The 18,625-nt window shown below is 72.3% G+C and carries 19 protein-coding genes and 1 pseudogene; 13 read left to right on the top strand and 7 right to left on the bottom strand.

Going from position 1 to position 18,625, the window contains the following annotated elements:
* Positions 1-2 precede the first annotated feature (2 nt).
* The 3 genes and pseudogenes from C3492_RS32395 to C3492_RS32385 form a co-directional block, all read right to left on the bottom strand.
* Positions 3-547, bottom strand: a pseudogene (locus tag C3492_RS32395) (hydrolase).
* 10 nt (positions 548-557) lie between these two features.
* Positions 558-1,271 carry a phosphatase PAP2 family protein gene (locus C3492_RS32390; protein ID WP_258056027.1) on the bottom strand — a complete coding sequence of 238 codons (714 nt, stop codon included), beginning with the start codon at positions 1,269-1,271 and terminating at the stop codon, positions 558-560.
* 203 nt (positions 1,272-1,474) lie between these two features.
* Positions 1,475-2,080 carry a DUF5134 domain-containing protein gene (locus C3492_RS32385; protein ID WP_103816202.1) on the bottom strand — a complete coding sequence of 202 codons (606 nt, stop codon included), beginning with the start codon at positions 2,078-2,080 and terminating at the stop codon, positions 1,475-1,477.
* Positions 2,081-2,243: 163 nt separating this feature from the next.
* On the opposite strand from C3492_RS32385, the gene C3492_RS32380 reads away from it, so the two are divergent.
* The 3 genes from C3492_RS32380 to C3492_RS32370 all read left to right on the top strand — a co-directional run bounded on the left by C3492_RS32380 (position 2,244) and on the right by C3492_RS32370 (position 5,230).
* On the top strand, positions 2,244-3,956 hold the full coding sequence (locus tag C3492_RS32380; protein ID WP_103816201.1) for an FUSC family protein: 1,713 nt from the start codon (positions 2,244-2,246) through the stop codon (positions 3,954-3,956).
* Positions 3,953-4,546: a MarR family winged helix-turn-helix transcriptional regulator gene (locus tag C3492_RS32375; protein WP_103816200.1), complete on the top strand. Its 594-nt coding sequence runs from the start codon at positions 3,953-3,955 to the stop codon at positions 4,544-4,546. Before C3492_RS32380 ends, C3492_RS32375 begins: the two co-directional genes overlap by 4 nt.
* Positions 4,547-4,675: 129 nt before the next feature.
* Positions 4,676-5,230, top strand: coding sequence for a GNAT family N-acetyltransferase (locus C3492_RS32370; protein ID WP_103816199.1), 555 nt, complete (start codon positions 4,676-4,678; stop codon positions 5,228-5,230).
* A 3-nt stretch (positions 5,231-5,233) separates the two neighbouring features.
* Here C3492_RS32370 and C3492_RS32365 read toward each other — a convergent pair whose 3' ends face one another.
* The gene (locus C3492_RS32365; protein WP_258056026.1) at positions 5,234-6,547 is read right to left on the bottom strand and encodes a cytochrome P450; all 1,314 of its coding nucleotides are present in this window, start codon (positions 6,545-6,547) and stop codon (positions 5,234-5,236) included.
* Between the two features lie 524 nt (positions 6,548-7,071).
* On the opposite strand from C3492_RS32365, the gene C3492_RS32360 reads away from it, so the two are divergent.
* Positions 7,072-7,980, top strand: coding sequence for a GNAT family N-acetyltransferase (locus tag C3492_RS32360; RefSeq protein WP_103816198.1), 909 nt, complete (start codon positions 7,072-7,074; stop codon positions 7,978-7,980).
* A gap of 28 nt (positions 7,981-8,008) precedes the next feature.
* On the opposite strand, the gene C3492_RS32355 is transcribed toward C3492_RS32360, so the two are convergent.
* Positions 8,009-8,401, bottom strand: a complete 393-nt coding sequence (locus C3492_RS32355; RefSeq protein WP_103816197.1) for a VOC family protein — start codon at positions 8,399-8,401, stop codon at positions 8,009-8,011.
* A 70-nt stretch (positions 8,402-8,471) separates the two neighbouring features.
* Here C3492_RS32355 and C3492_RS32350 point away from each other — a divergent pair, with 70 nt between their 5' ends.
* Complete coding sequence (locus C3492_RS32350) at positions 8,472-9,011, top strand: GNAT family N-acetyltransferase (RefSeq protein WP_103816196.1); 540 nt, start codon at positions 8,472-8,474, stop codon at positions 9,009-9,011.
* Positions 9,012-9,051: 40 nt separating this feature from the next.
* Here the strand turns inward: C3492_RS32350 and C3492_RS32345 are convergent, their stop codons facing one another.
* Positions 9,052-9,735 carry a glycerophosphodiester phosphodiesterase family protein gene (locus C3492_RS32345; protein WP_103816195.1) on the bottom strand — a complete coding sequence of 228 codons (684 nt, stop codon included), beginning with the start codon at positions 9,733-9,735 and terminating at the stop codon, positions 9,052-9,054.
* A gap of 355 nt (positions 9,736-10,090) precedes the next feature.
* Here C3492_RS32345 and C3492_RS32340 point away from each other — a divergent pair, with 355 nt between their 5' ends.
* The 4 genes from C3492_RS32340 to C3492_RS32325 all read left to right on the top strand — a co-directional run bounded on the left by C3492_RS32340 (position 10,091) and on the right by C3492_RS32325 (position 14,032).
* Positions 10,091-11,488 (top strand): DUF6421 family protein, encoded by a 1,398-nt coding sequence (locus C3492_RS32340; RefSeq protein ID WP_103816194.1) that lies wholly within the window; start codon positions 10,091-10,093, stop codon positions 11,486-11,488.
* 38 nt (positions 11,489-11,526) lie between these two features.
* Positions 11,527-12,282 carry an SDR family NAD(P)-dependent oxidoreductase gene (locus C3492_RS32335; RefSeq protein ID WP_103816193.1) on the top strand — a complete coding sequence of 252 codons (756 nt, stop codon included), beginning with the start codon at positions 11,527-11,529 and terminating at the stop codon, positions 12,280-12,282.
* Positions 12,279-13,349 (top strand): low specificity L-threonine aldolase, encoded by a 1,071-nt coding sequence (locus C3492_RS32330; RefSeq protein WP_103816192.1) that lies wholly within the window; start codon positions 12,279-12,281, stop codon positions 13,347-13,349. Before C3492_RS32335 ends, C3492_RS32330 begins: the two co-directional genes overlap by 4 nt.
* A gap of 92 nt (positions 13,350-13,441) precedes the next feature.
* The gene (locus C3492_RS32325; RefSeq protein ID WP_103816191.1) at positions 13,442-14,032 is read left to right on the top strand and encodes a transglutaminase family protein; all 591 of its coding nucleotides are present in this window, start codon (positions 13,442-13,444) and stop codon (positions 14,030-14,032) included.
* 322 nt (positions 14,033-14,354) lie between these two features.
* Here C3492_RS32325 and C3492_RS32315 read toward each other — a convergent pair whose 3' ends face one another.
* Positions 14,355-15,083, bottom strand: a complete 729-nt coding sequence (locus C3492_RS32315) for a 1-acyl-sn-glycerol-3-phosphate acyltransferase (protein ID WP_103816189.1) — start codon at positions 15,081-15,083, stop codon at positions 14,355-14,357.
* Positions 15,084-15,393: 310 nt separating this feature from the next.
* Here C3492_RS32315 and C3492_RS32310 point away from each other — a divergent pair, with 310 nt between their 5' ends.
* The 4 genes from C3492_RS32310 (at position 15,394) to C3492_RS32295 (ending at position 18,541) form a co-directional block, all read left to right on the top strand.
* Positions 15,394-15,795 carry a thioredoxin family protein gene (locus tag C3492_RS32310; protein ID WP_103816188.1) on the top strand — a complete coding sequence of 134 codons (402 nt, stop codon included), beginning with the start codon at positions 15,394-15,396 and terminating at the stop codon, positions 15,793-15,795.
* Between the two features lie 208 nt (positions 15,796-16,003).
* Positions 16,004-16,513, top strand: coding sequence for a flavin reductase family protein (locus tag C3492_RS32305; protein WP_103816187.1), 510 nt, complete (start codon positions 16,004-16,006; stop codon positions 16,511-16,513).
* 227 nt (positions 16,514-16,740) lie between these two features.
* Entirely contained in the window at positions 16,741-17,526 is a 786-nt protein-coding gene (locus C3492_RS32300) for an electron transfer flavoprotein subunit beta/FixA family protein (protein WP_103816186.1), read from the top strand.
* 52 nt (positions 17,527-17,578) lie between these two features.
* A complete protein-coding gene (locus C3492_RS32295) occupies positions 17,579-18,541 on the top strand; it encodes an electron transfer flavoprotein subunit alpha/FixB family protein (protein ID WP_103816185.1) in 963 nt (320 codons plus the stop codon).
* Positions 18,542-18,625 lie beyond the last annotated feature (84 nt).

Here is an 18,625-nt window from a genome sequence, read left to right as displayed (position 1 = left end):
GCTCAACCCACGAGATCCAGCACGGGCAGCAGCGCGTCCGGGCGCAGGGACGCCGGCAGGTGGTCCACGAAGTGCACCCGGCAGCCGAGCGCCGTGGCGCCGCCGTCCGCCGCCCGGTTGTCCGGGCGCGGATCCCAGCCGATGTTGCTGACCACGCCGACGCCGACCACGCGCCCGCGCAGGGTGCGCGCACCTTCTCGGCGTCGGGGTACGGGGTCCAGGCCGCGGGGGACATGTGCCGTTCGTACAGGGCGTCGTGCAGCCCGGGATCCGGCAGCTGCACCCGGCGCGACAGGCCCGTGCAGGCGGCCCGGTGCAGCTCCGCGCTCTCGTCCCGCACCGCTCACAGTGCCGCGAGGTCCGTCGGCGGTTCCACCGGCTCCGCACCGCCCGGCGGCGCACCGGCCGCCTCCAGAGCCCGGGCGCAGCCGGCCAGTTCGGGCCCGGACAGGGTGTGACCGGTCTCGTCCAGCACCGCACGCAACCATGACTCGGCGGACTCGGCGCGGAACAGCGTCCCCGAGAAGTCGAACAGCACGGCGGTCATGCGCCGGACTCTACCGGCCGCGCGGCGGCCGCACCCGGCCGTCGCGCGGCCACTCGTGAACCGTCACCGCCGCCGCGACCAGTGCCGCGCCGGCCAGCCACCCGCCGAGCACGTCCGACGGCCAGTGGACACCCAGCCACACCCGGGTGACGCCCACGCCCACCACCGAGACGAGCGCCGCCGTCACCGCCGTACGCCACAGGGCGGGGCGTGGGCCGTGGCGGTGCAGCAGCCACAGCAGCAGGCCGCAGACGACCGTGGCGGTCAGCGCGTGACCGGACGGGAAGGCCGCGTAGTGCGCCGAGTCGACCGGGTCCGGCCAGACCGGGCGGGACCGGCCGACGACGGCCTTCACGGTCTGCTGCACGAGCGTGGCCACCGCGCAGGTGATCCCCAGCCACAGCGCCGTCCACCAGGCCGCCCGCCGCCAGACGAGCCACACCGCCGCCGCCGTGCAGACCAGGCGCATGGTGGTCGGGTCCCACACCCAGTCCGTCAGCACCCGGAAGACATGCGTCACCTCGTGGTCGCGAACCGCCCAGCGGTGGGTGGTCCGGGAGATGTCGCCGTCCACCGTGACCAGGGGATGCCAGCGCAGGGCGACGAGGACCAGCAGCACCACGAAGCAGGCGCCGAGAGCGGCGGCCACGCGGGCGGCTCTGCGGAGCGTCGCCGGTGGCTCGGGTACGGGGGGCGAGGGGGGAGCGGAGGGTCGATGGTGCATGCCGTGATCCTTGTGGAAGCGAGACGCCGTGGCCAGCCCCGGTGCGACAGGCTGCCATGGCCACGGTGCCAGTGGGTGAGCCCGCTCGGGCGAACGGCATCGGCCCAGCACCCGCGGCCCGGGCAATGCGCCGCCCGAGGGGCACCCCCGGCCGCGTCCACAGGCCCACGGGGACCGTCATCGTCGGCACCCGAGTCCGGCCGTCACATCGCCAGCAGCATCGCCACCATGCCGATCCCCATCGACAGCCGGCACGCCCGGGCCAGCTCGGGACGGTCGCCCCAGTGGGCCGGGCCGCCCCCGCCCGCCGGCCCGCCCCCGCCCGCCGGCCCGCCCCCGCCCGCCGGGCCGGTGCCGCCCGCAGGGGCGGGGGCGGGCACCAGTCGGGCGCCCGAGAGCAGCACGTAGCCCGTGAAGTACAGCAGCAGGGCGCCGGTCAGCAGCGGCACTCCGGCGCCGCCGTGCCCGTGGTGGGCGGCGGGCGGTGACGCGGCCATCACCACGGCCATGTAGACCATCGCGGCGCTGCCCACCAGGTGGTGCAGATGGTGCGGGGCGCCGCGCGCGGCCCACAGCGCGCGCAGGGCCGCCGCGCCGAACACGGCCGCGTACACCGGCCACGCCCATCTCGGCGGCGTGAACACCGCCGCGGGGACGGCCATCGCGGCCATGCCGAAGCCCATCAGCGCCTCGCCGCCCGCGGCCCGGCGCTGCTCCTCGACGGCGCTGCGCATCCGCAGCAGGCAGTAGGCCCCGGTCAGCGCGCACAGCGCGACCAGCAGCCAGGCGATCGACACCGGTCCGTGCACGCGCACCTCCACGCTCGACGGTCGGTCGAGGGTGCGATGCCCACCGTCGGCGGAGCGCACGCAAGCGCAAGGATGTACACGGGGAGCATGTGGGGGAGCACGGTCGGTGACCAGGCCCTCACCGCAATTGTTTTACTGATAAAACACATGCTAATTTAATGCTATGAGCAGTGCGACCCCCCACCGTCTTCCCCTCGTCACAACCCTCCGCCTCGGGCGCCCCTCCGACATCTGGTTCAAGCCCGCGCTGAGCGTTGTGGCCGCGGTCGCCCCGCCCAACCTCACCCTGCTCGCCCTCGGCCGCCTCGACCTCGCGATGTACACGATGGCCGGCTCGCTGTGCGCGCTCTACGGCCACAACCGGCCGTACGCCGCCCGGGCCCGTGCCCTCGCCTGGGTCGTGCTCGGCATGGTCGGCGGCCTCGCCGTCTCCCTGCTCGCGGCGGCGCTCACCACGAACGCCGTCGTCCTCGTCACCGTCGGCGCCGCCCTCGCGGCGGTCCAGAAGACCGTGTGCGACGCCACCCGGATCGGACCGCCCGGCAACGTGGTCCTCACCTTCATCAGCTCCGCCTCGCTGTTCGCGCCGCAGACACCCGGCCAGGTCCCCGGCCACCTCGGGCTGGCCCTGGCCGCCGGTGCCTGGGCCTGGCTGGTCGGCATGGCGCCCGGGCTGCTCCGCCCGCACGGCCCCGAGCGCCGCGCCACCGCCCAGGCCCTGAACGCCGCCGCCGCGTACGCCGACACGCGCGGCACCGCCGACGGACACGCCCGGGCCCGCGCCGCGACCGCCGCCGCGATCCACGCCGCCTGGCAGTCACTGCTCGCCGCCGGCGCCCGCCCCGACCGCACCCGGCGCGCCCTCGAACAGCTCCTCGTCCGCGCCGAGGTCGCCCTGGCCGCGCCCGCCGACACCGACCCCGCCCGGCTGCGCGCCTGGGCCCGCGACCTGCGCGGCACCGGCCGTGTCCCGCGTGTCGAGGCGCCGCGCGAGTCCGCCGACGAACTCCTCGGCCTGGCCGCCGAACAGGCCCTGCCGCCCCGCTCGCCGTGGCACCGCCTGGCCCCCCTCGCCCCGCTCGCCGTGCGCACCGCGCTCGGCTGCGCCCTGGCCGGATACGCCGCCCTGGCCCTCGGCGTCGGCCGCCCCTACTGGGCACTGGTCACCGCGGCCTCGCTCTACCAGGCCAACGTCACCCTCACCTGGAACCGGGGCGTCCAGCGGGTCGTCGGCAACCTCCTCGGCGTCCTCCTCTTCGCCGCGCTCGCCCCGCTCACCCATCTGCACCCCGCCGTCCTGGTGCTGTGCTGCCTCGCCCTGAACTTCGGCGCCGAGGCGCTGATCGGCCGCAACTACTGGCTGGGCAGCGTCTGCGTCACCCCGATGGCCCTGCTCATCACCGAGTTCGCCCGCACCCAGGACGCGGCCGAACTGATCACCGACCGGATCGCGGACACCCTCGTCGGCGCCCTGGTCGGCTTCGTCGCCGCCGTCGCCGTCACCAACCGCCGTGCGGGCGACCGCCTGGAGCACGCGCTGAGCACGGCGGAGCGAGCCCGCGAGCACGCCGCCCGCCTGCTCGCCGAGCCGCGCCCCGAGCCCCGCGCGCTGGAGTCCGCCCGCCGCGGCCTCGCCGCCGCCCTGGTCGATCTGCGCGCCACGGCCGACGCCGCCGCCGGCGAGTGGTGGCAGCGCGCCCTGCCCGAGGAACGGGTCGTGCTCACCGAACAGGCCGGACACCGTACGCTCGCGGCGACGGTACGGCGTCAGGGCCTCGTACCGCAGGACCGGGACAGCCACCAGGCCCCGGGCCGTGACCAGGAACGGGACCGGGTCCAGGACCCGGGCAGGACGACGGAGGACATACGGCCATGACGGCGACGAACGGCGGACCGACGCCCGGAAGCGACGCGCCCGGTACCCGGTCCGGGGCCGGCACCGACCCCGCGCGCGGCGACACCGTCTCCGCCGTCGTCCGCCAGTGGCGGTCCGTCCACCCCGAGCTGGACACCGGTCCCATGGAGATCATCGGCCGGATCAACCGCTGCGCCGCCCTGCTCCAGCAGGCCGAGGACGCCCCGCTGCGCCGGGCCGGCCTGAGCCGTGCCGAGTTCGACCTGCTCGGCGCGCTCCGCCGCACGGGACACGAGCTGACCCCGGGTGAGCTGGCCCGGGAGACCTTCTCCTCCGGAGCCGCCGTCACCAAGCGGATCAAGCAGCTCACCGAGCGCGGCCTGGTCGAACGGCGCGGCGACACCCGCGACCGCCGCGTGGCCCACGTCCGCCTCACCGACACCGGCCGCGACCTGGTCGACGGCATCCTCCCCGAGCAACTCGCCTACGAGACGGCCGTACTGTCCGTCCTCGCCCCGGCGGACCAGGGCGAACTCGCGGCCCTCCTCGCGGAGTTGCTCAGCCGCCTGGAGGGCCGGATGAGCGGCCTGCGGGTCAGTACACCCGGCTAGTACGTCGGCGGCACCGCGGACGGCGGGCCGGGGCCGGAGACCACCGGCGGTGGGACCGGGAACGGTGGGCCGCGCCTGTCCCGGCGTGCCTCTGGGCCCCCCGCGCACCGCGGCGTGTTCCAATCGGGCATGGCATCGTCCTGGACCGGTGAACGGGTACGCCTGCGTGCCGTCGAGCCCGACGACTGGACAGCGTTCGCGCGCTTCGCCGACGACGGGCGGCACGGGGGCCGGCTGGAGCTGCCCCGGTCCGCCGAGAGCTACCGTGCATGGGCCAGGGAACAAGCCGTCGCCGAGGACGAGGGCGACCGCTTCCGGCTGGCAGTCGAGACGACGGCCGGGGAGGAGCTGGTCGGCACGGTCGCCTCGCAGCGCACCGGCCGTCACTCAGGCTGGTTCGAATTCGATGTCATGATCGGCGCCGAGCACCGGCGCAGGGGCTACGCGGCGGAAGCCCTGACGCTGCTGCTGCGCTTCATGTTCGCCGAGCGTCGCTACCACAAGTGCCTGGGAGCGATCTTCGCCCACAACGAGGCGTCGCTGGCACTCACACGCCGGCTCGGCTTCACCGAGGAGGGACGCCTGCGGCAACACGTCTTCTTCGCCGGCCGGCACCACGACCTCGTCATGATGGGCCTGCTCGCGGGCGAGTTCGACCAGCGGCACACCACGAGCCAACCGTGACGGTCACCGGGGACGGGGCCGTCCCGGATCTCGCGGGGTGGCACGCAGGCGCAGGCCGGCGGTCGCGAGACCTTCGAAGGTGGTGACCTGGTAGCCGGGTTCAGGTCCGGACGGCTCGCTCAAGCGGTGGCAGCGGGCCGTGTGTGCGGTCAGGAGCGTCAGCATCGCCATCGCCAGCGCGGCTCCCTCGCAGCCGTGCGGCCCGGTGCCGAAGGAGAGGAAGGCCCCGGGATCCGCCGGCGAGCCCGGTTCGTCGAGCCAGCGCTCGGGCCGGAACGCGTCCGGCTCGGGGTGTTCCCGTGCGTCCCGGTGCGCGGTGTAGGGGCAGACGAGGACGGTGGACCCGGCGTCGATGGTGTAGTCGGCGAGCTGGGTCTGCCGAGCGGTCTGCCGGGTCAGCAGCCAGCTCGGGGGGTGCAGCCGGAGCACCTCGCGTACCAGTGCCTGGGTGTATCGCAGATCGTCGAGGTGGGCGCTGGTCGTCGCGGCCGGGTCCGCCGGCAGCGAGGCCGCTTCGGCCGCGACGCGGTCCGCCGCCCGTGGGTGCCGGGCCAGGTGGAGCAGGATCCATCCGGCCGCACGGGTGGGTGCCTCGAAGGTGGCGACGGTGATTCCGGGGAGGGTGTCGAGAACGGCCTCGTCCGGCAGTGGGCCGTAGCGCGCGGACGGCTGGAGCATCTGCCCGAGCACGTCGTCGCCGAGCCGGCCCGATGAACGGCGCCGGCGGACGATGGGCCGCAAAGCCTCGGTGAAGGCGGCCTGCTGCCGCGTGCGGAACCGACGTGCCGGTGTGGGGACCCACCGCGGCCATTCCCAGCGGGAGGGGCGGGCGAGCACCTCCCGGGCCAGGAAGAGCTGTGCGGCGAAGGGCAGCAGGGTGGGAGCGTCCTCGGAGAAGAGGTAGCGGACGCCGATCTCTGCGAGGGTGTGCCGGGCCACGGGCAGGACCTCGACGTCCCGGCCGGTGGGCCACCGGTCGGCGAGGAGTGCGGCTCCGGGCGCGATCTCACCGACCCGGGCCGCGACCGCCTGCGCGCGCAGTCCGCGCATCCGGGCGGCGTGGGCGTGCGCACGCTCCTCAGCCGTCGGTGCTCGGTTCGACCCCTTCAACGGCGGGAAGAGGGGCGAGGGTGCCTTGGGGAAGTCCTCCGCGCGGCGCAGAACCGCTTCGCACGGTGCGGCCGTGGCGGCCACGTAGACACCCGGCTCAAGCTGCCAGACGTCCCCGCACTCCTCGGCGCCTCGGCGTGCCACGGCCAGCCGGTCACGGCTCCAGGCTGCGAAGCCGGCTCCGGGCAGCCGCGGGGGCTCGTTCATCCGGCCCATGAGATCGTCCCCGACCTTCGAACCTGTCCAGGCCGATGTCGTCTCCGGCGCGACTCAGAGCCGGCGGGCGCCCGGTGCGCCCGCCGGGAGTCCCGTCAGTCGCCGGCGTACGCGTCCCACTCGTGGGCGCCGTACGCGCCGTAGCGGCGGGTGAAGGACAGCTTGCCGAGCAGCTTGGCGATCATGATGCGCTCCTCTCGCCGGTCTGAGCCCTTCCAGCCGAGGGTTCCGATGAACCCGCCAGCACCAGATGCCACATACACCATTTTCCCCCACATGCCATATATGTCATATCCAGCCCATCGGCCGCATGACGAGCCCGACCCGCGCGCGGCGGGGCCCGGCGATTCCGGCGCTCGGGCTTCGGCAGCTCTGTCCGGTGGCCCCCGCCGGGCGCACCGTGCGGCGCACGAGGCGGAAATCGCCGGTCCGTCCCGCCCGCACCGGCGTAGCATCTGCGGCGTACCGCATCGCACGGCGGCCCTCCCGATCCCTTCCGAGACCGGAGGTCAACCATGCCCGAGGTACGTCCCTTCCGCCGCGACGACCGCGACCAGCTCACCGACCTGGTGAACGCCCACGTGGCCGCCGTCGTGCCAGGCGTCTCCGTCTCCGTGAACACCGTGCTCAGCTCGCTGGAACGGGAGTCCGAGGAGTTCGTGACCGATCCGTGGGTGGGCGAGCGGATCACGCTCGTCGCCGAGGAGCGCGGGCACGTCGTCGCGGCGGCCCACCTGAAGCGGTACCGCGCCGACGAGGAGGTCGGCCCGCACCACCGGGACGCCGGCGAGATCGACTGGTTCCTCTGGCATCCGCCCGCCTCCTTCCGGCCGGGCACCGAGCAGGCGGCCGACCTGCTGATGAGCGCCTGTCTGGCCTGCCTGTCCCGCTGGCGGGTCCGGGTCCGGCGCGCCTGCGGAGACCTGCCCGCCCCGGCCGTGTACGGCCTGCCCCGGCCCTGGCCGCACGTCCGGGCCCTCTACGAACGCGCCGGATTCCGCCACACCGGGGTCACCGAGGTGATCCTCCTCGCCCGCACCGCCGACCTGCCCGGGGCAGAGTCGTGCCCCGGGGTCACGGTGGAGCGCACGGTGGGGGAGTGCGGCACCCGTTTCACCGCCCGCACGGAGGCGGGCATCGTCGGCTTCGTCGAGACCGACACCTCCCTGGTCCGCCCCGAACGGCACGCGCGCGGGGCCGGCCTGGCCGACATCGGCAACCTGCACGTCGAACCCGCCCACCGGGGGCGGGGCTGGGAGCACCGGCTGCTGGGCCACGCCGCCGACTGGCTGCGGCTGTGCGGAACGGACCGGGTGCTGGCCTACGAGCCCGCCGAGGACACGGCCGCGATCGAACGCCTCCTCGACGCGGGCTTCCACGAACTGACCCGAACGGACCGCGGCTGGGAACACCACCCGCGCTGACCGGACCCGCCCCGTACCGTCGGCCGCCCTAGATCCCCGGCCGGTACCGCAGTGGATGGTCCGACGGGACCTCCACCAGGACGATCGGGGTGCCGTCCGGGTCGGCGATCCACATCTCGACCAGGCCCCACGGCTCCCGCACAGGAGGCCGGACGATCTCGACGCCCCGCGCCCGCAGATCCTCGGCCGCGGCCTTCACGTCCTCGACCTGCAACCACAGCCGCACCGCGGGCGAGGGCGGGCCCTCCGACCGGCCGGACACCTCCAGGAACCCGCCGCCGAGGAAATAGACCGTGCCGCGCTCGGGGCCGGTACCGAACTCGCGGTAGACGGACAGCCCCAGCTGCTCGCCGTAGAAGGCACGGGAGCGCTCGGGGTCGGTGGGCCGGAGCAGGATCCGGCTGCTGAGTACATGCACCATGCGGGGGGAGCCTAGCGGCAGGGTTACCCTCATCCGTGGCTCAGCCACGCCCGAGATCGGAGACCGCACCATGGACACCCTCGCCACCGGACTCACCTTCCGGGATGCCACCGACGCCGACGTCGACGCCCTCGTCGCGCTGATCGAGTCGGCGTACCGCGGGGACAGCAGCCGGGCCGGGTGGACCACCGAGGCGGACCTCCTCGATGGGCAGCGGACCGATCCGCAGGGCGTGCTGGAGGTGATCAAGGCGCCCGGGAGCCGGCTGCTGACCGTCGAGCGGGACGGCCGTGTCGTCGCCTGCTGCCAGCTGGAACACCGTGGCGACCACGCCTACTTCGGCATGTTCGCGGTCAGCCCCGCTCTCCAGGGCGCCGGCCTCGGCAGGACCGTCATGGCGGAGGCGGAGCGCCTGGCCCGGGAGACCTGGGGCGTCACCGAGATGCAGATGACGGTGATCGCCCAGCGCGAGGACCTGATCGCCTGGTACGAGCGCCGCGGCTACCGCCGTACGGGCCGGACGCAGCCGTTCCCGTACGGCGACGAGCGTTTCGGGGTGCCGCGGCGCGCCGACCTGCGGTTCGAGCTGCTGGTCAAGCCGCTGGTGTGACGTCACGGCGGGCGTCCGGGCCCGTGCCCGGACGCCCGGGTCAGGCGGTGAAGCGGCCCGTGCGCTTGATCTCCGGATAGTCGGTCGTCGCCCCGTCCAGCTCCAGGGCGCGGACCAGCCGTAGCTGGTCCTGCGTGTTGACCACCCAGCCGATGATCCGTAGCCCGGACGCGCGCGCGTGCTCGACGATCTCCAGGGTGAGCCGGCGGATGTTCAGACACACCGTGGCGGCACCCACGGCTACGGCGCGGTCCACCACGTCGGTGCCGTACCGGCTCGCGACGAGCGCGGTGCGCACGCCCGGCACCAGCCGCGCGATCTCGGCGACCGCCTCGTCGTGGAACGAGGACACCTCGATCCGCGCGGTCAGGTCACGCGCCCGCATCACCTCGGCCAGTGCCCGCGCCGCCGCGACATCCTTGATCTCGGCCTGCAACGGCGCGTCCACCGCCTCCAGGACCTCCTCGAACACCGGCACCCGCTCGCCGCGGCCCGCGTCCAGGGCGCGCAGCTCCGCGAGGGTCTTCTCGGCGATCGGTCCCGAGCCGTCGGTCGTACGGTCCACTTCCGCGTCATGCATGACGACCAGGGCGCCGTCCTTGCTGAGATGCAGATCGAGTTCGATCAGGTCCAGGCCGGCCTGCTGCGCGGCGACGAAGGAACGAAGGGTGTTCTCGGGCTCGACGCCCATGACACCGCGGTGTCCGATGGTAAGGAAGTTCAAGGTTCAACTCGCTTCCGTCGACGGCGGCTCGGCGACGCGCGGACCGACGGCCCCCGTACCGGACGTCGTCGTCCACGCGGCAGGCTCGCAGCCTAATGGCCGGGCCGCGCGTTGAACCCGTGGCTGCGCCGGGCATCCGGCACCCGGACGGCCGCCCGCTGGCCGGTACCCATCGGATCATGACCGCCCCCGGCTCGCATGTTGTCGCCGAAGTGAGCGTCGTCACGGTTTACGACAGGAAAAACATCGGTGACCAAGGGGGCGGACAGAATAATTTCCCGATCCAGCTCTTGCTGAGAGAAACCGGGTATGCATACGGTGTCCATACGCGAGGTTCTCCTGTGGAGGATGGGACATGACGGAAATTCTTGTGCAGTCGGGCGCGGAGGATCGGGTTTCTCCGCTGACCAGGGTGGTGGAGCACCCGGCCTGGCCCGTGCTCAAGGATGCCGTGGAGCAGATCCGGCCATGGCAGTCGAAGGACGGATCGATCGACTTCGACGCCGAGGGCGCCCCGGAGCGGGCCGACGCCGTGGCGGCCGTCGGGCGTGTCGCCGGTGCGGTCGAGCGGCTCTCCCCGCTCCTGCCGCATGACGCCGCGTACCACCAGGCGCTGGTGAAGGACCTCCGCCGCTGGGCCGAGGGCGGCTTCCAGGTGCCGGACTTCCTGGACTCCCTGCTGGCCTTCAACCCGGCCGCGAACCGCGCGGACGGCCTGCAGCACCTGGTCGTCTTCCCGATGTACACCCAGAACGGCAACCCGGACCGCAACCTGGAGGCGGTCGTGCTGCGCATGGTCTGGCCGGACTGGCTGGCCGAGCTGGAGCGCACCCGGTACGACAACCCGCTCTTCTGCGGCATCACGTTCGAGGACTTCACCTCGGGCTACGACACCAACTCCGCCGTCCTCTTCCCGGAGACAATCGCCGTACGCGAGGCGCCGGAACGTTTCTCCTGGGGTGGCATCTTCTGCGACCGCGAGGCCGCCCGCTTCCGCCGCGTGACCGAGGCCGCCGTCGACCTCCTGGGCCTGGAGCTGCCCGAGGACATCGCCGCCATGGTCCACGACCAGAAGCGCTGCGAAGAGGCCTTCGTGCTCTGGGACATGGTCCACGACCGCACCCACAGCCACGGCGACCTGCCGTTCGACCCCTTCATGATCAAGCAGCGCCAGCCGTTCTGGATGTACGGCCTGGAGGAGCTGCGCTGCGACCTCACCGCCTTCAAGGAGGCCGTGAAGCTCCAGGCCGACGGCGTCCCGCAGGCCCGTGACGTGCAGTACGCGGTCCTCTTCGACCGGATGTTCCGCTTCCCGGTCACCGGTGACCGCAACCGCAACTACGACGGCCTCGGCGGTCAGCTGCTCTTCGCCTACCTGCACAAGCACGACGTCGTCCGCTGGACCGACAACAAGCTCTCCATCGACTGGGAGCGCGCCCCGCAGGTGACCAACCAGCTGTGCGCCGAGATAGAGAAGCTCTACCGGGACGGCATCGACCGCCCGAAGCTGGTGCACTGGTTCGCCGGCTACGAGCTGGTCTCCACCTACCTCGCCCCGCACCCCGGCTCCAAGTGGGCCAAGGGTCCGGACGCCCTGGACCTGACCCAGCCCCCGCGCAAGCTCGTGGACGACGTGCTTCCGGACGAGTTTCCGCTGAGCATGTTCTATGAGGCGCTGTCCAAGAAGCTGAAGAATGTGATCGCCTCCACCAAGGGCATCACGGCGGACACCGCCGAGCGGATCGCCGCGTGAGCGACCGCGTCCAGGACACTGCTTCAGAGGGGAAGAACATGAGGAACGGCGCGAACGGGCCTCTCAGCGGTGCGGTGATCGCGGTGGCCGGTGCGGGCGGACCCGCCGGCCGCGCGGCCCTGCTGCGCCTGGCCGAGGCCGGGGCGACCGTCGTCGGGGCGGACAACGACCCGCAGCGGCTCTCGGAGGCCGTCGACGCGGCCCGGTACGCCTCCGGTGGCGCGACCGTCACCGGTGACACGGTGGACCTGCTCGACCTGCAGTCCACCCGGGACTGGGCGGCGCACATCGAGAAGGACTTCGGCCGGGTCGACGGGCTCGTGCACCTGGTCGGCGGCTGGCGCGGCAGCGAGACGTTCACCAAGACGAGCCTGGACGACTGGGACTTGCTGGAGCTGCTGCTCGTCAAGACCGTGCAGCACACCTCCCTCGCCTTCCACGAGGCGCTGCAGCGCAGCGAGCGCGGCCGGTACGTGCTGATCAGCGCGGCCGGCGCGTCGAAGCCGACCGCCGGCAACGCCGCGTACTCCGCGGCCAAGGCCGCGGCCGAGGCGTGGACGCTGGCCCTGGCCGACTACTTCCGCAAGGCCGGCGGCGCCGAGGGGCCGACGTCCGCGGCTACCATCCTGGTGGTGAAGGCGCTGGTGCACGACGCGATGCGCGCCGACCGCCCCAACGCGAAGTTCGCGGGCTTCACGGACGTCAAGGATCTGGCCGAGGCCATCGCAGACGTCTGGAACAAGCCCGCCGCGGAAGTGAACGGAACCCGTCTGTGGCTGACCGAGAAGCCGTGAACCCTCCGAAGACCGACGCGCGTCGCCACCACGACCCGCAGGTCCGCGGTTTCGCCAGTGACAACTACGCGGGCGCCCACCCGGAGGTGCTGGCCGCCCTGGCCCTGGCCAACGGCGGCCACCAGGTGGCGTACGGTGAGGACGACTACACCGAGAACCTCCAGCGGATCATCCGGAGCCACTTCGGGGCCACCGCGGAGGCCTTCCCGGTCTTCAACGGCACCGGCGCGAACGTCGTCGCGCTCCAGGCGGTCACCGACCGCTGGGGCGCGGTGGTCTGCGCCGAGAGCGCGCACATCAACGTGGACGAGGGCGGTGCGCCCGAGCGCATGGGCGGGCTCAAGCTGCTCACCGTGCCCACGCCGGACGGCAAGCTCACGCCCGAGCTGATCGACCGGCAGGCCTGGGGCTGGGAGGACGAGCACCGGGCGATGCCCCAGGTCGTGTCGATCACCCAGAGCACCGAGCTGGGCACCCTCTACACGCCCGAGGAGATCCGCGCGATCTGCGAGCACGCCCACGCCCGCGGCATGAAGGTGCACCTGGACGGCTCCCGGATAGCCAACGCCGCCGCCTCCCTGAACGTGCCCATGCGGACGTTCACCAACGCGGTCGGCGTCGACATCCTCTCCCTGGGTGGGACGAAGAACGGCGCCCTGTTCGGCGAGGCGGTCGTCGTCCTCAACCAGGACGCGGTGCGGCAGATGAAGCACCTGCGGAAGATGTCGATGCAGCTGGCCTCCAAGATGCGCTTCGTCTCCGTGCAGTTGGAGGCACTCCTCGCCAAGGACCTCTGGCTGCGCAACGCCCGGCACGCCAACGAGATGGCCCAGCGGCTCGCCGAGGGCGTCCGCGCGGTGCACGGCGTGGAGATCCTCTACCCGGTGCAGGCCAACGGTGTCTTCGCCAGGCTGCCGCGCGACGTGAGCGAGCGGCTCCAGAAGCGGTTCCGGTTCTACTTCTGGGACGAGGGCGCCGGGGTGGTGCGCTGGATGTGCTCCTTCGACACCACAGAGGACGACGTCGACACGTTCGTGGCGGCGCTGAAGGAGGAGATGGCGCGCTAGCGGCCGACTTCCGGCCCCCGACTCTGCATAGGTATGCGATCACTCGAAAAATAATTGACGCTCGGGTGATCGCATTCCTATGCTCTGCGGGCATGGAGCTCATCCAGGACACCGCTGATCTGTCCGCCTACTTGGCCGCCGACGACGCCATCGACCACCATCATCCGGTGGTCCGGGAGACCGCCGCCCGCCTGGCGGCGGACGTCGCCGACTCGTATGACTATGCACGGGTCGCCTATGAATACGTCCGGGACGCCATCCCGCACTCCCAGGACTCCGGTGACCTCCGCGTCACCTGGCGCGCCTCCGACGTGCTGGCCCTCGGTACGGGCATCTGTTACGCCAAGTCCCACGCCCTGGCCGCCCTGTTGCGGGCCGAGGACATCCCGGCCGCCCTGTGCTACCAGCGGCTGGCGGACGGCGAGGGCGGGCATGTGGTCCACGGCCTGGTCGCCGTCCGCTTCCGCGGTGCCTGGCACCGGCAGGACCCTCGCGGCAACAAACCGGGCGTCGACGCCCGGTTCTCCCTGGACGGCGAGCGGCTGGCCTGGACCCCCGACCCCTCGTCCGACGAGATGGACTACCCGGTCCTGTACGCCGCGCCGCACCCGGTCGTCCTCACCGTCCTGCGGGCCGCACCCGACCGGCCGTACCTGTGGAAGACGCTCCCCAGCGCCCTCTGAGGCGGAACGGTGGTGAGGTATGCCGAGGAGGATGAACGTGTCGAGTACGGATCTGTCCGGGCCGACGACGAGCCACCTGCTCTCGTGTTCGCCGGCGATGGTGGCGGCCATCTGTTCGCGGTGGCGGGCAGTGGACGAGTCTGGAGGTCGGCCACGGCTTCCTGGTCCGGCGCGTTCGAGGTCGCCGCGGTATCCATCCAGGAGTTCCTCGAACAGGTGTGGCGGTCCATGCTCCACGGGCAGGCGCGGCGCGCCGTGAACCGACGGCCGGGCTGAGCGTTGCGTTGGCCGGGCCCCGTTTCCTCAGCCGGCGCCGGAGGCCTCAGTGTGCCTGGACCGTGCGCAGTTCCTCGGTCGTCGGTGCCGTGCCGCCCAGGTGGGTGGGGAGCCACCAGGTGTCCTCCGGGCCCTTGGGGCGGCCCGGGTACGCGCGCTGGGCGGCGTCCAGGAGTTCCTGGACGCGTTCGCGCAGACGGCGGGTGATCGCGCCGGCGTACTGGTCGCGCGGTGCCTCCACCGGGTCGCCGACGCGGATGGTGACGGGCAGGTGGTTGCGCTTGAAGTTGCGGGGGTGGCCCTTCGTCCACAGCCGCTGCGTGCCCCACACCGCCATCGGGACCAGCGGGACGCCCGCCTCCTGGGCCAGCCTGGCCGCGCCCGACTTGAAGCTCTTGAGCGTGAAGGACTGCGAGATGGTCGCCTCCGGGAACACCCCGATGACCTCACCGGAGCGCAGCGAGTCCAGCGCGTGCTCGTACGCCGCCTCGCCCTGCGCGCGGTCCACCGGGATGTGCTTCATGCTCCGCATCAGCGGCCCGGAGACCTTGTGCCGGAAGACCGACTCCTTCGCCATGAACCGCACCAGACGCTTCTGCGGCAGTGCGGCCAGTCCGTTGAAGATGAAGTCCAGGTAGCTGATGTGATTGCTCACCAGAACCGCGCCGCCCGTGCGCGGGATGTTCTCCGACCCCTGGCAGTCGATCTTCAGATCCCAGACCTTGAACATCGTCTTGGCGAAACCGATGACGGGACGGTAGACCAGCTCTGCCATGGGCGGGGTGGACCCTTTCTGCTCTGCTCGGGAAAGGGGCTCCCGGCGGGAAAGTTACGCAGCCGTAGGTTTACGGCGTCTCGCAGATCGTGCCCGAAGAACGGACGGGGAGCCAGTCCTGGTGCCCCGCGGCGGCGAGATCCTCGTCACGTCGGCCTACATCCCACCGTGGATGCTCATATCCCTTTACTCCACTCGTGTCCTCGTTCCCCGGGGAGGCGGGAACATGCCGGACGGTGACGGCGGCCGCCGCCTCCGGCACGGTCCGGGAATCTTCGCGGTCGCGGGAACGCTTATAGGTGATTGACCGGTGGTGTGCCGGGCGGTGCCCGCGTCGGCGGGCGCCCGGAAAGAGCCGCACGAGCGGCGGAAGGGGAGAACGCGGGTGCGCGGGCACGACGACGGCAGGCGGCTCGGCGCGGCGGAACTCGGCGGTGAACTGGGGGAGCGGGCCACGCTCGTGCAGTTCTCCAGCGCATTCTGCGCGCCCTGCCGGGCCACCCGGCGCGTCCTCGCCGAGGTCGCCGGAATGGTCCCGGGTGTGACCCACGTCGAGGTCGACGCCGAGGCCCACCTGGACCTCGTACGCGAACTGGAGATTCTCAAGACGCCCACCGTCCTGGTCCTCGACGCCGGTGGACGGGTGGTGCGGCGCGCCACCGGACAGCCACGCAAGGCCGACGTCATCGCCGCGCTCGGGGAGGCCCTATGAGCCGGTGTCAGGGAACGGCGGGACATCTTCCACACCCCGGAACCAGCTTGACTGCACACGCCACCTATCGTCAGCCTGACCGTATGCCGACCGAACTCCTTCTCCACGGCCGGGTCCACGTCGACCTGGCCCGCACCGCGAGCGCGCGCTGTCCGGGCCGTTGAGCTGCCACGGACCCACGCCCCGACTCTCGCAGAAGGACAGCCCCATGACGGCCACGCCCGACCTCGGCACCGCCCAGCTCGCCTCCCCCGACCTGCTGCGCTCCACCTTCCGCCGGCACGCCGCCGGCGTGGCGGTGATCACCGCACGTGGCGCCTCCGGCCCGGTCGGCTTCACCGCCACCTCCCTCACCTCCGTCTCCGCCGACCCGCCCCTGGTCTCCTTCGGCATCGGCACCGGCGCCTCCAGCTGGCCCGCGGTCGCCGAGGCCGACCACGTCGGCGTGCACATACTCGGCGAGCACCAGAGCGAGCTGGCCGCAACCTTCGCCCGCAGCGGCGCCGACCGCTTCGGCGCGCCCACCGTCTGGCGGGAGGGCCCGGAAGGCGTACCCGTGCTGGACGACGTGCTCGCCTGGCTGGTGTGCCGGATCGTCGGGCGGGTCCCGGCCGGTGATCACCGGATCGTGCTCGCCGAGGTGGTTCTCGGCGACCCCTCGGGCGCCGGCCGCCCGCTCCTCTACCACCAGGGCCGCTTCAGCGGCCTGCGGGATTGATCACCTTCTGATCGCCCCGCCCCCTCCTGCGGAGCCGTCGAGTTCCGGTTACGCTGCGTTGCGAAGGTCACAGTTCAAAGCGCTTGCTTAGCGGGCATTCACTAGGTGTACTGGCGAGTAATATTTCGTTCGGAGCGCGCGGACGCCCCGACCGGGATCGGCCGCTTGAGGCGCCTATGCTGCCTGCAAGAGGCAGCCCGAAATGACGATGCAGTAGGAGAGCCGGCGTGAGCTTGAGGATCGTTGTCACTGTGAAGTACGTGCCCGACGCCACTGGCGACCGGCACTTCGCCGATGACCTGACCGTCGACCGCGACGACGTGGACGGTCTGCTCTCCGAGCTGGACGAGTACGCGGTCGAGCAGGCCCTCCAGATCGCGGAGAACGCGGACGACGCCGAGGTCACCGTCCTGACGGTCGGCCCCGAGGACGCCAAGGACGCGCTCCGCAAGGCCCTCTCGATGGGTGCCGACAAGGCCATCCACGTCGAGGACGACGACCTGCACGGCACCGACGCCATCGGCACCTCCCTGGTCCTGGCCAAGGCCATCGAGAAGGCCGGCTACGACCTGGTCATCTCCGGCATGGCCTCCACCGACGGCACCATGGGTGTCGTCCCGGCGCTGGTCGCCGAGCGCCTCGGCGTCCCGCAGGTCACCCTGCTGTCCGAGGTCTCCGTCGAGGACGGCACGGTCAAGGGCCGCCGCGACGGCGACGCCGCCTCGGAGCAGCTGGAGGCCTCCCTCCCGGCGGTCGTCTCCGTGACCGACCAGTCCGGCGAGGCCCGCTACCCGTCCTTCAAGGGCATCATGGCGGCCAAGAAGAAGCCGGTGGAGTCCTGGGACCTGTCCGACCTCGACATCGAGGCCGAGGAGGTCGGGCTGGACGGCGCGTTCACCAAGGTCGAGACCGCGACCGAGCGTCCGGCGCGCACGGCCGGCACCATCGTCAAGGACGAGGGCGAGGGCGGCAAGCAGCTCGCTGAGTTCCTCGCGAGCCAGAAGTTCATCTGAGGCTCGCCCCCGCTGACCGCCCCTCAACTTCGTTTCGCAGGAGAGCAATCCCATGGCTGAAGTCCTCGTCTACGTCGACCACGTGGACGGTGCCGTCCGCAAGCCCACCCTGGAGCTGCTGACCCTGGCCCGCCGCCTCGGCGAGCCCGTCGCCGTCGCGCTGGGCAACGGCGCCGCCGACACCGCCGCCACCCTCGCCGAGCACGGCGCGGTGAAGGTGCTCACCCACGACGCGTCCGAGTACGCCGAGTACCTGGTCGTGCCGAAGGTGGACGCCCTGCAGGCCGCCCACGAGGCCGTCTCCCCGGCCGCCGTGCTGGTCCCGTCCTCCGCCGAGGGCAAGGAGATCGCCGCCCGCCTGGCGCTGCGCATCGGCTCCGGCATCATCACCGACGCCGTCGACCTGGAGGCCGGCGACGAGGGCCCGGTGGCCACCCAGTCGGTGTTCGCCGCGTCCTTCACCACCAAGTCCCGCGTCATCAAGGGCACGCCGGTCATCACGGTGAAGCCGAACTCGGCCGCCGTCGAGGCCGCCCCGGCCGCGGGCGCGGTCGAGGCCCTGTCCGTCACCTTCTCGGACAAGGCGACCGGCACGAAGATCACCGGCCGTACGCCGCGCGAGTCGACGGGCCGCCCGGAGCTGACCGAGGCCGCGATCGTGGTCTCCGGTGGCCGGGGTGTGAACGGCGCCGAGAACTTCTCGATCATCGAGGCCCTCGCCGACCAGCTCGGCGCGGCCGTCGGTGCCTCGCGTGCCGCCGTCGACGCCGGCTGGTACCCGCACACCAACCAGGTGGGCCAGACCGGCAAGTCGGTCTCGCCGCAGCTCTACATCGCCAACGGCATCTCCGGTGCGATCCAGCACCGCGCCGGTATGCAGACCTCGAAGACCATCGTGGCCGTCAACAAGGACGCCGAGGCCCCGATCTTCGAGCTGGTCGACTTCGGTGTGGTCGGCGACCTGTTCGACGTCGTCCCGCAGCTCACCGAGGAGATCAAGACCCGCAAGGGCTGAGTCTCCCCAGGGCACGCCCGAGGCCCCGGTGACCGATCCGGTCACCGGGGCCTCGGTGCATCCTGGTGCCGGGCGGGCGGATGC

It is taken from the genome of Streptomyces sp. Ru62, assembly GCF_002920615.1.
Taxonomy (GTDB): Bacteria; Actinomycetota; Actinomycetes; order Streptomycetales; family Streptomycetaceae; genus Streptomyces.
The sequence above is the reverse complement of the archived record's forward strand: the minus strand, read 5'-3'. Positions and strand labels throughout refer to the sequence as shown.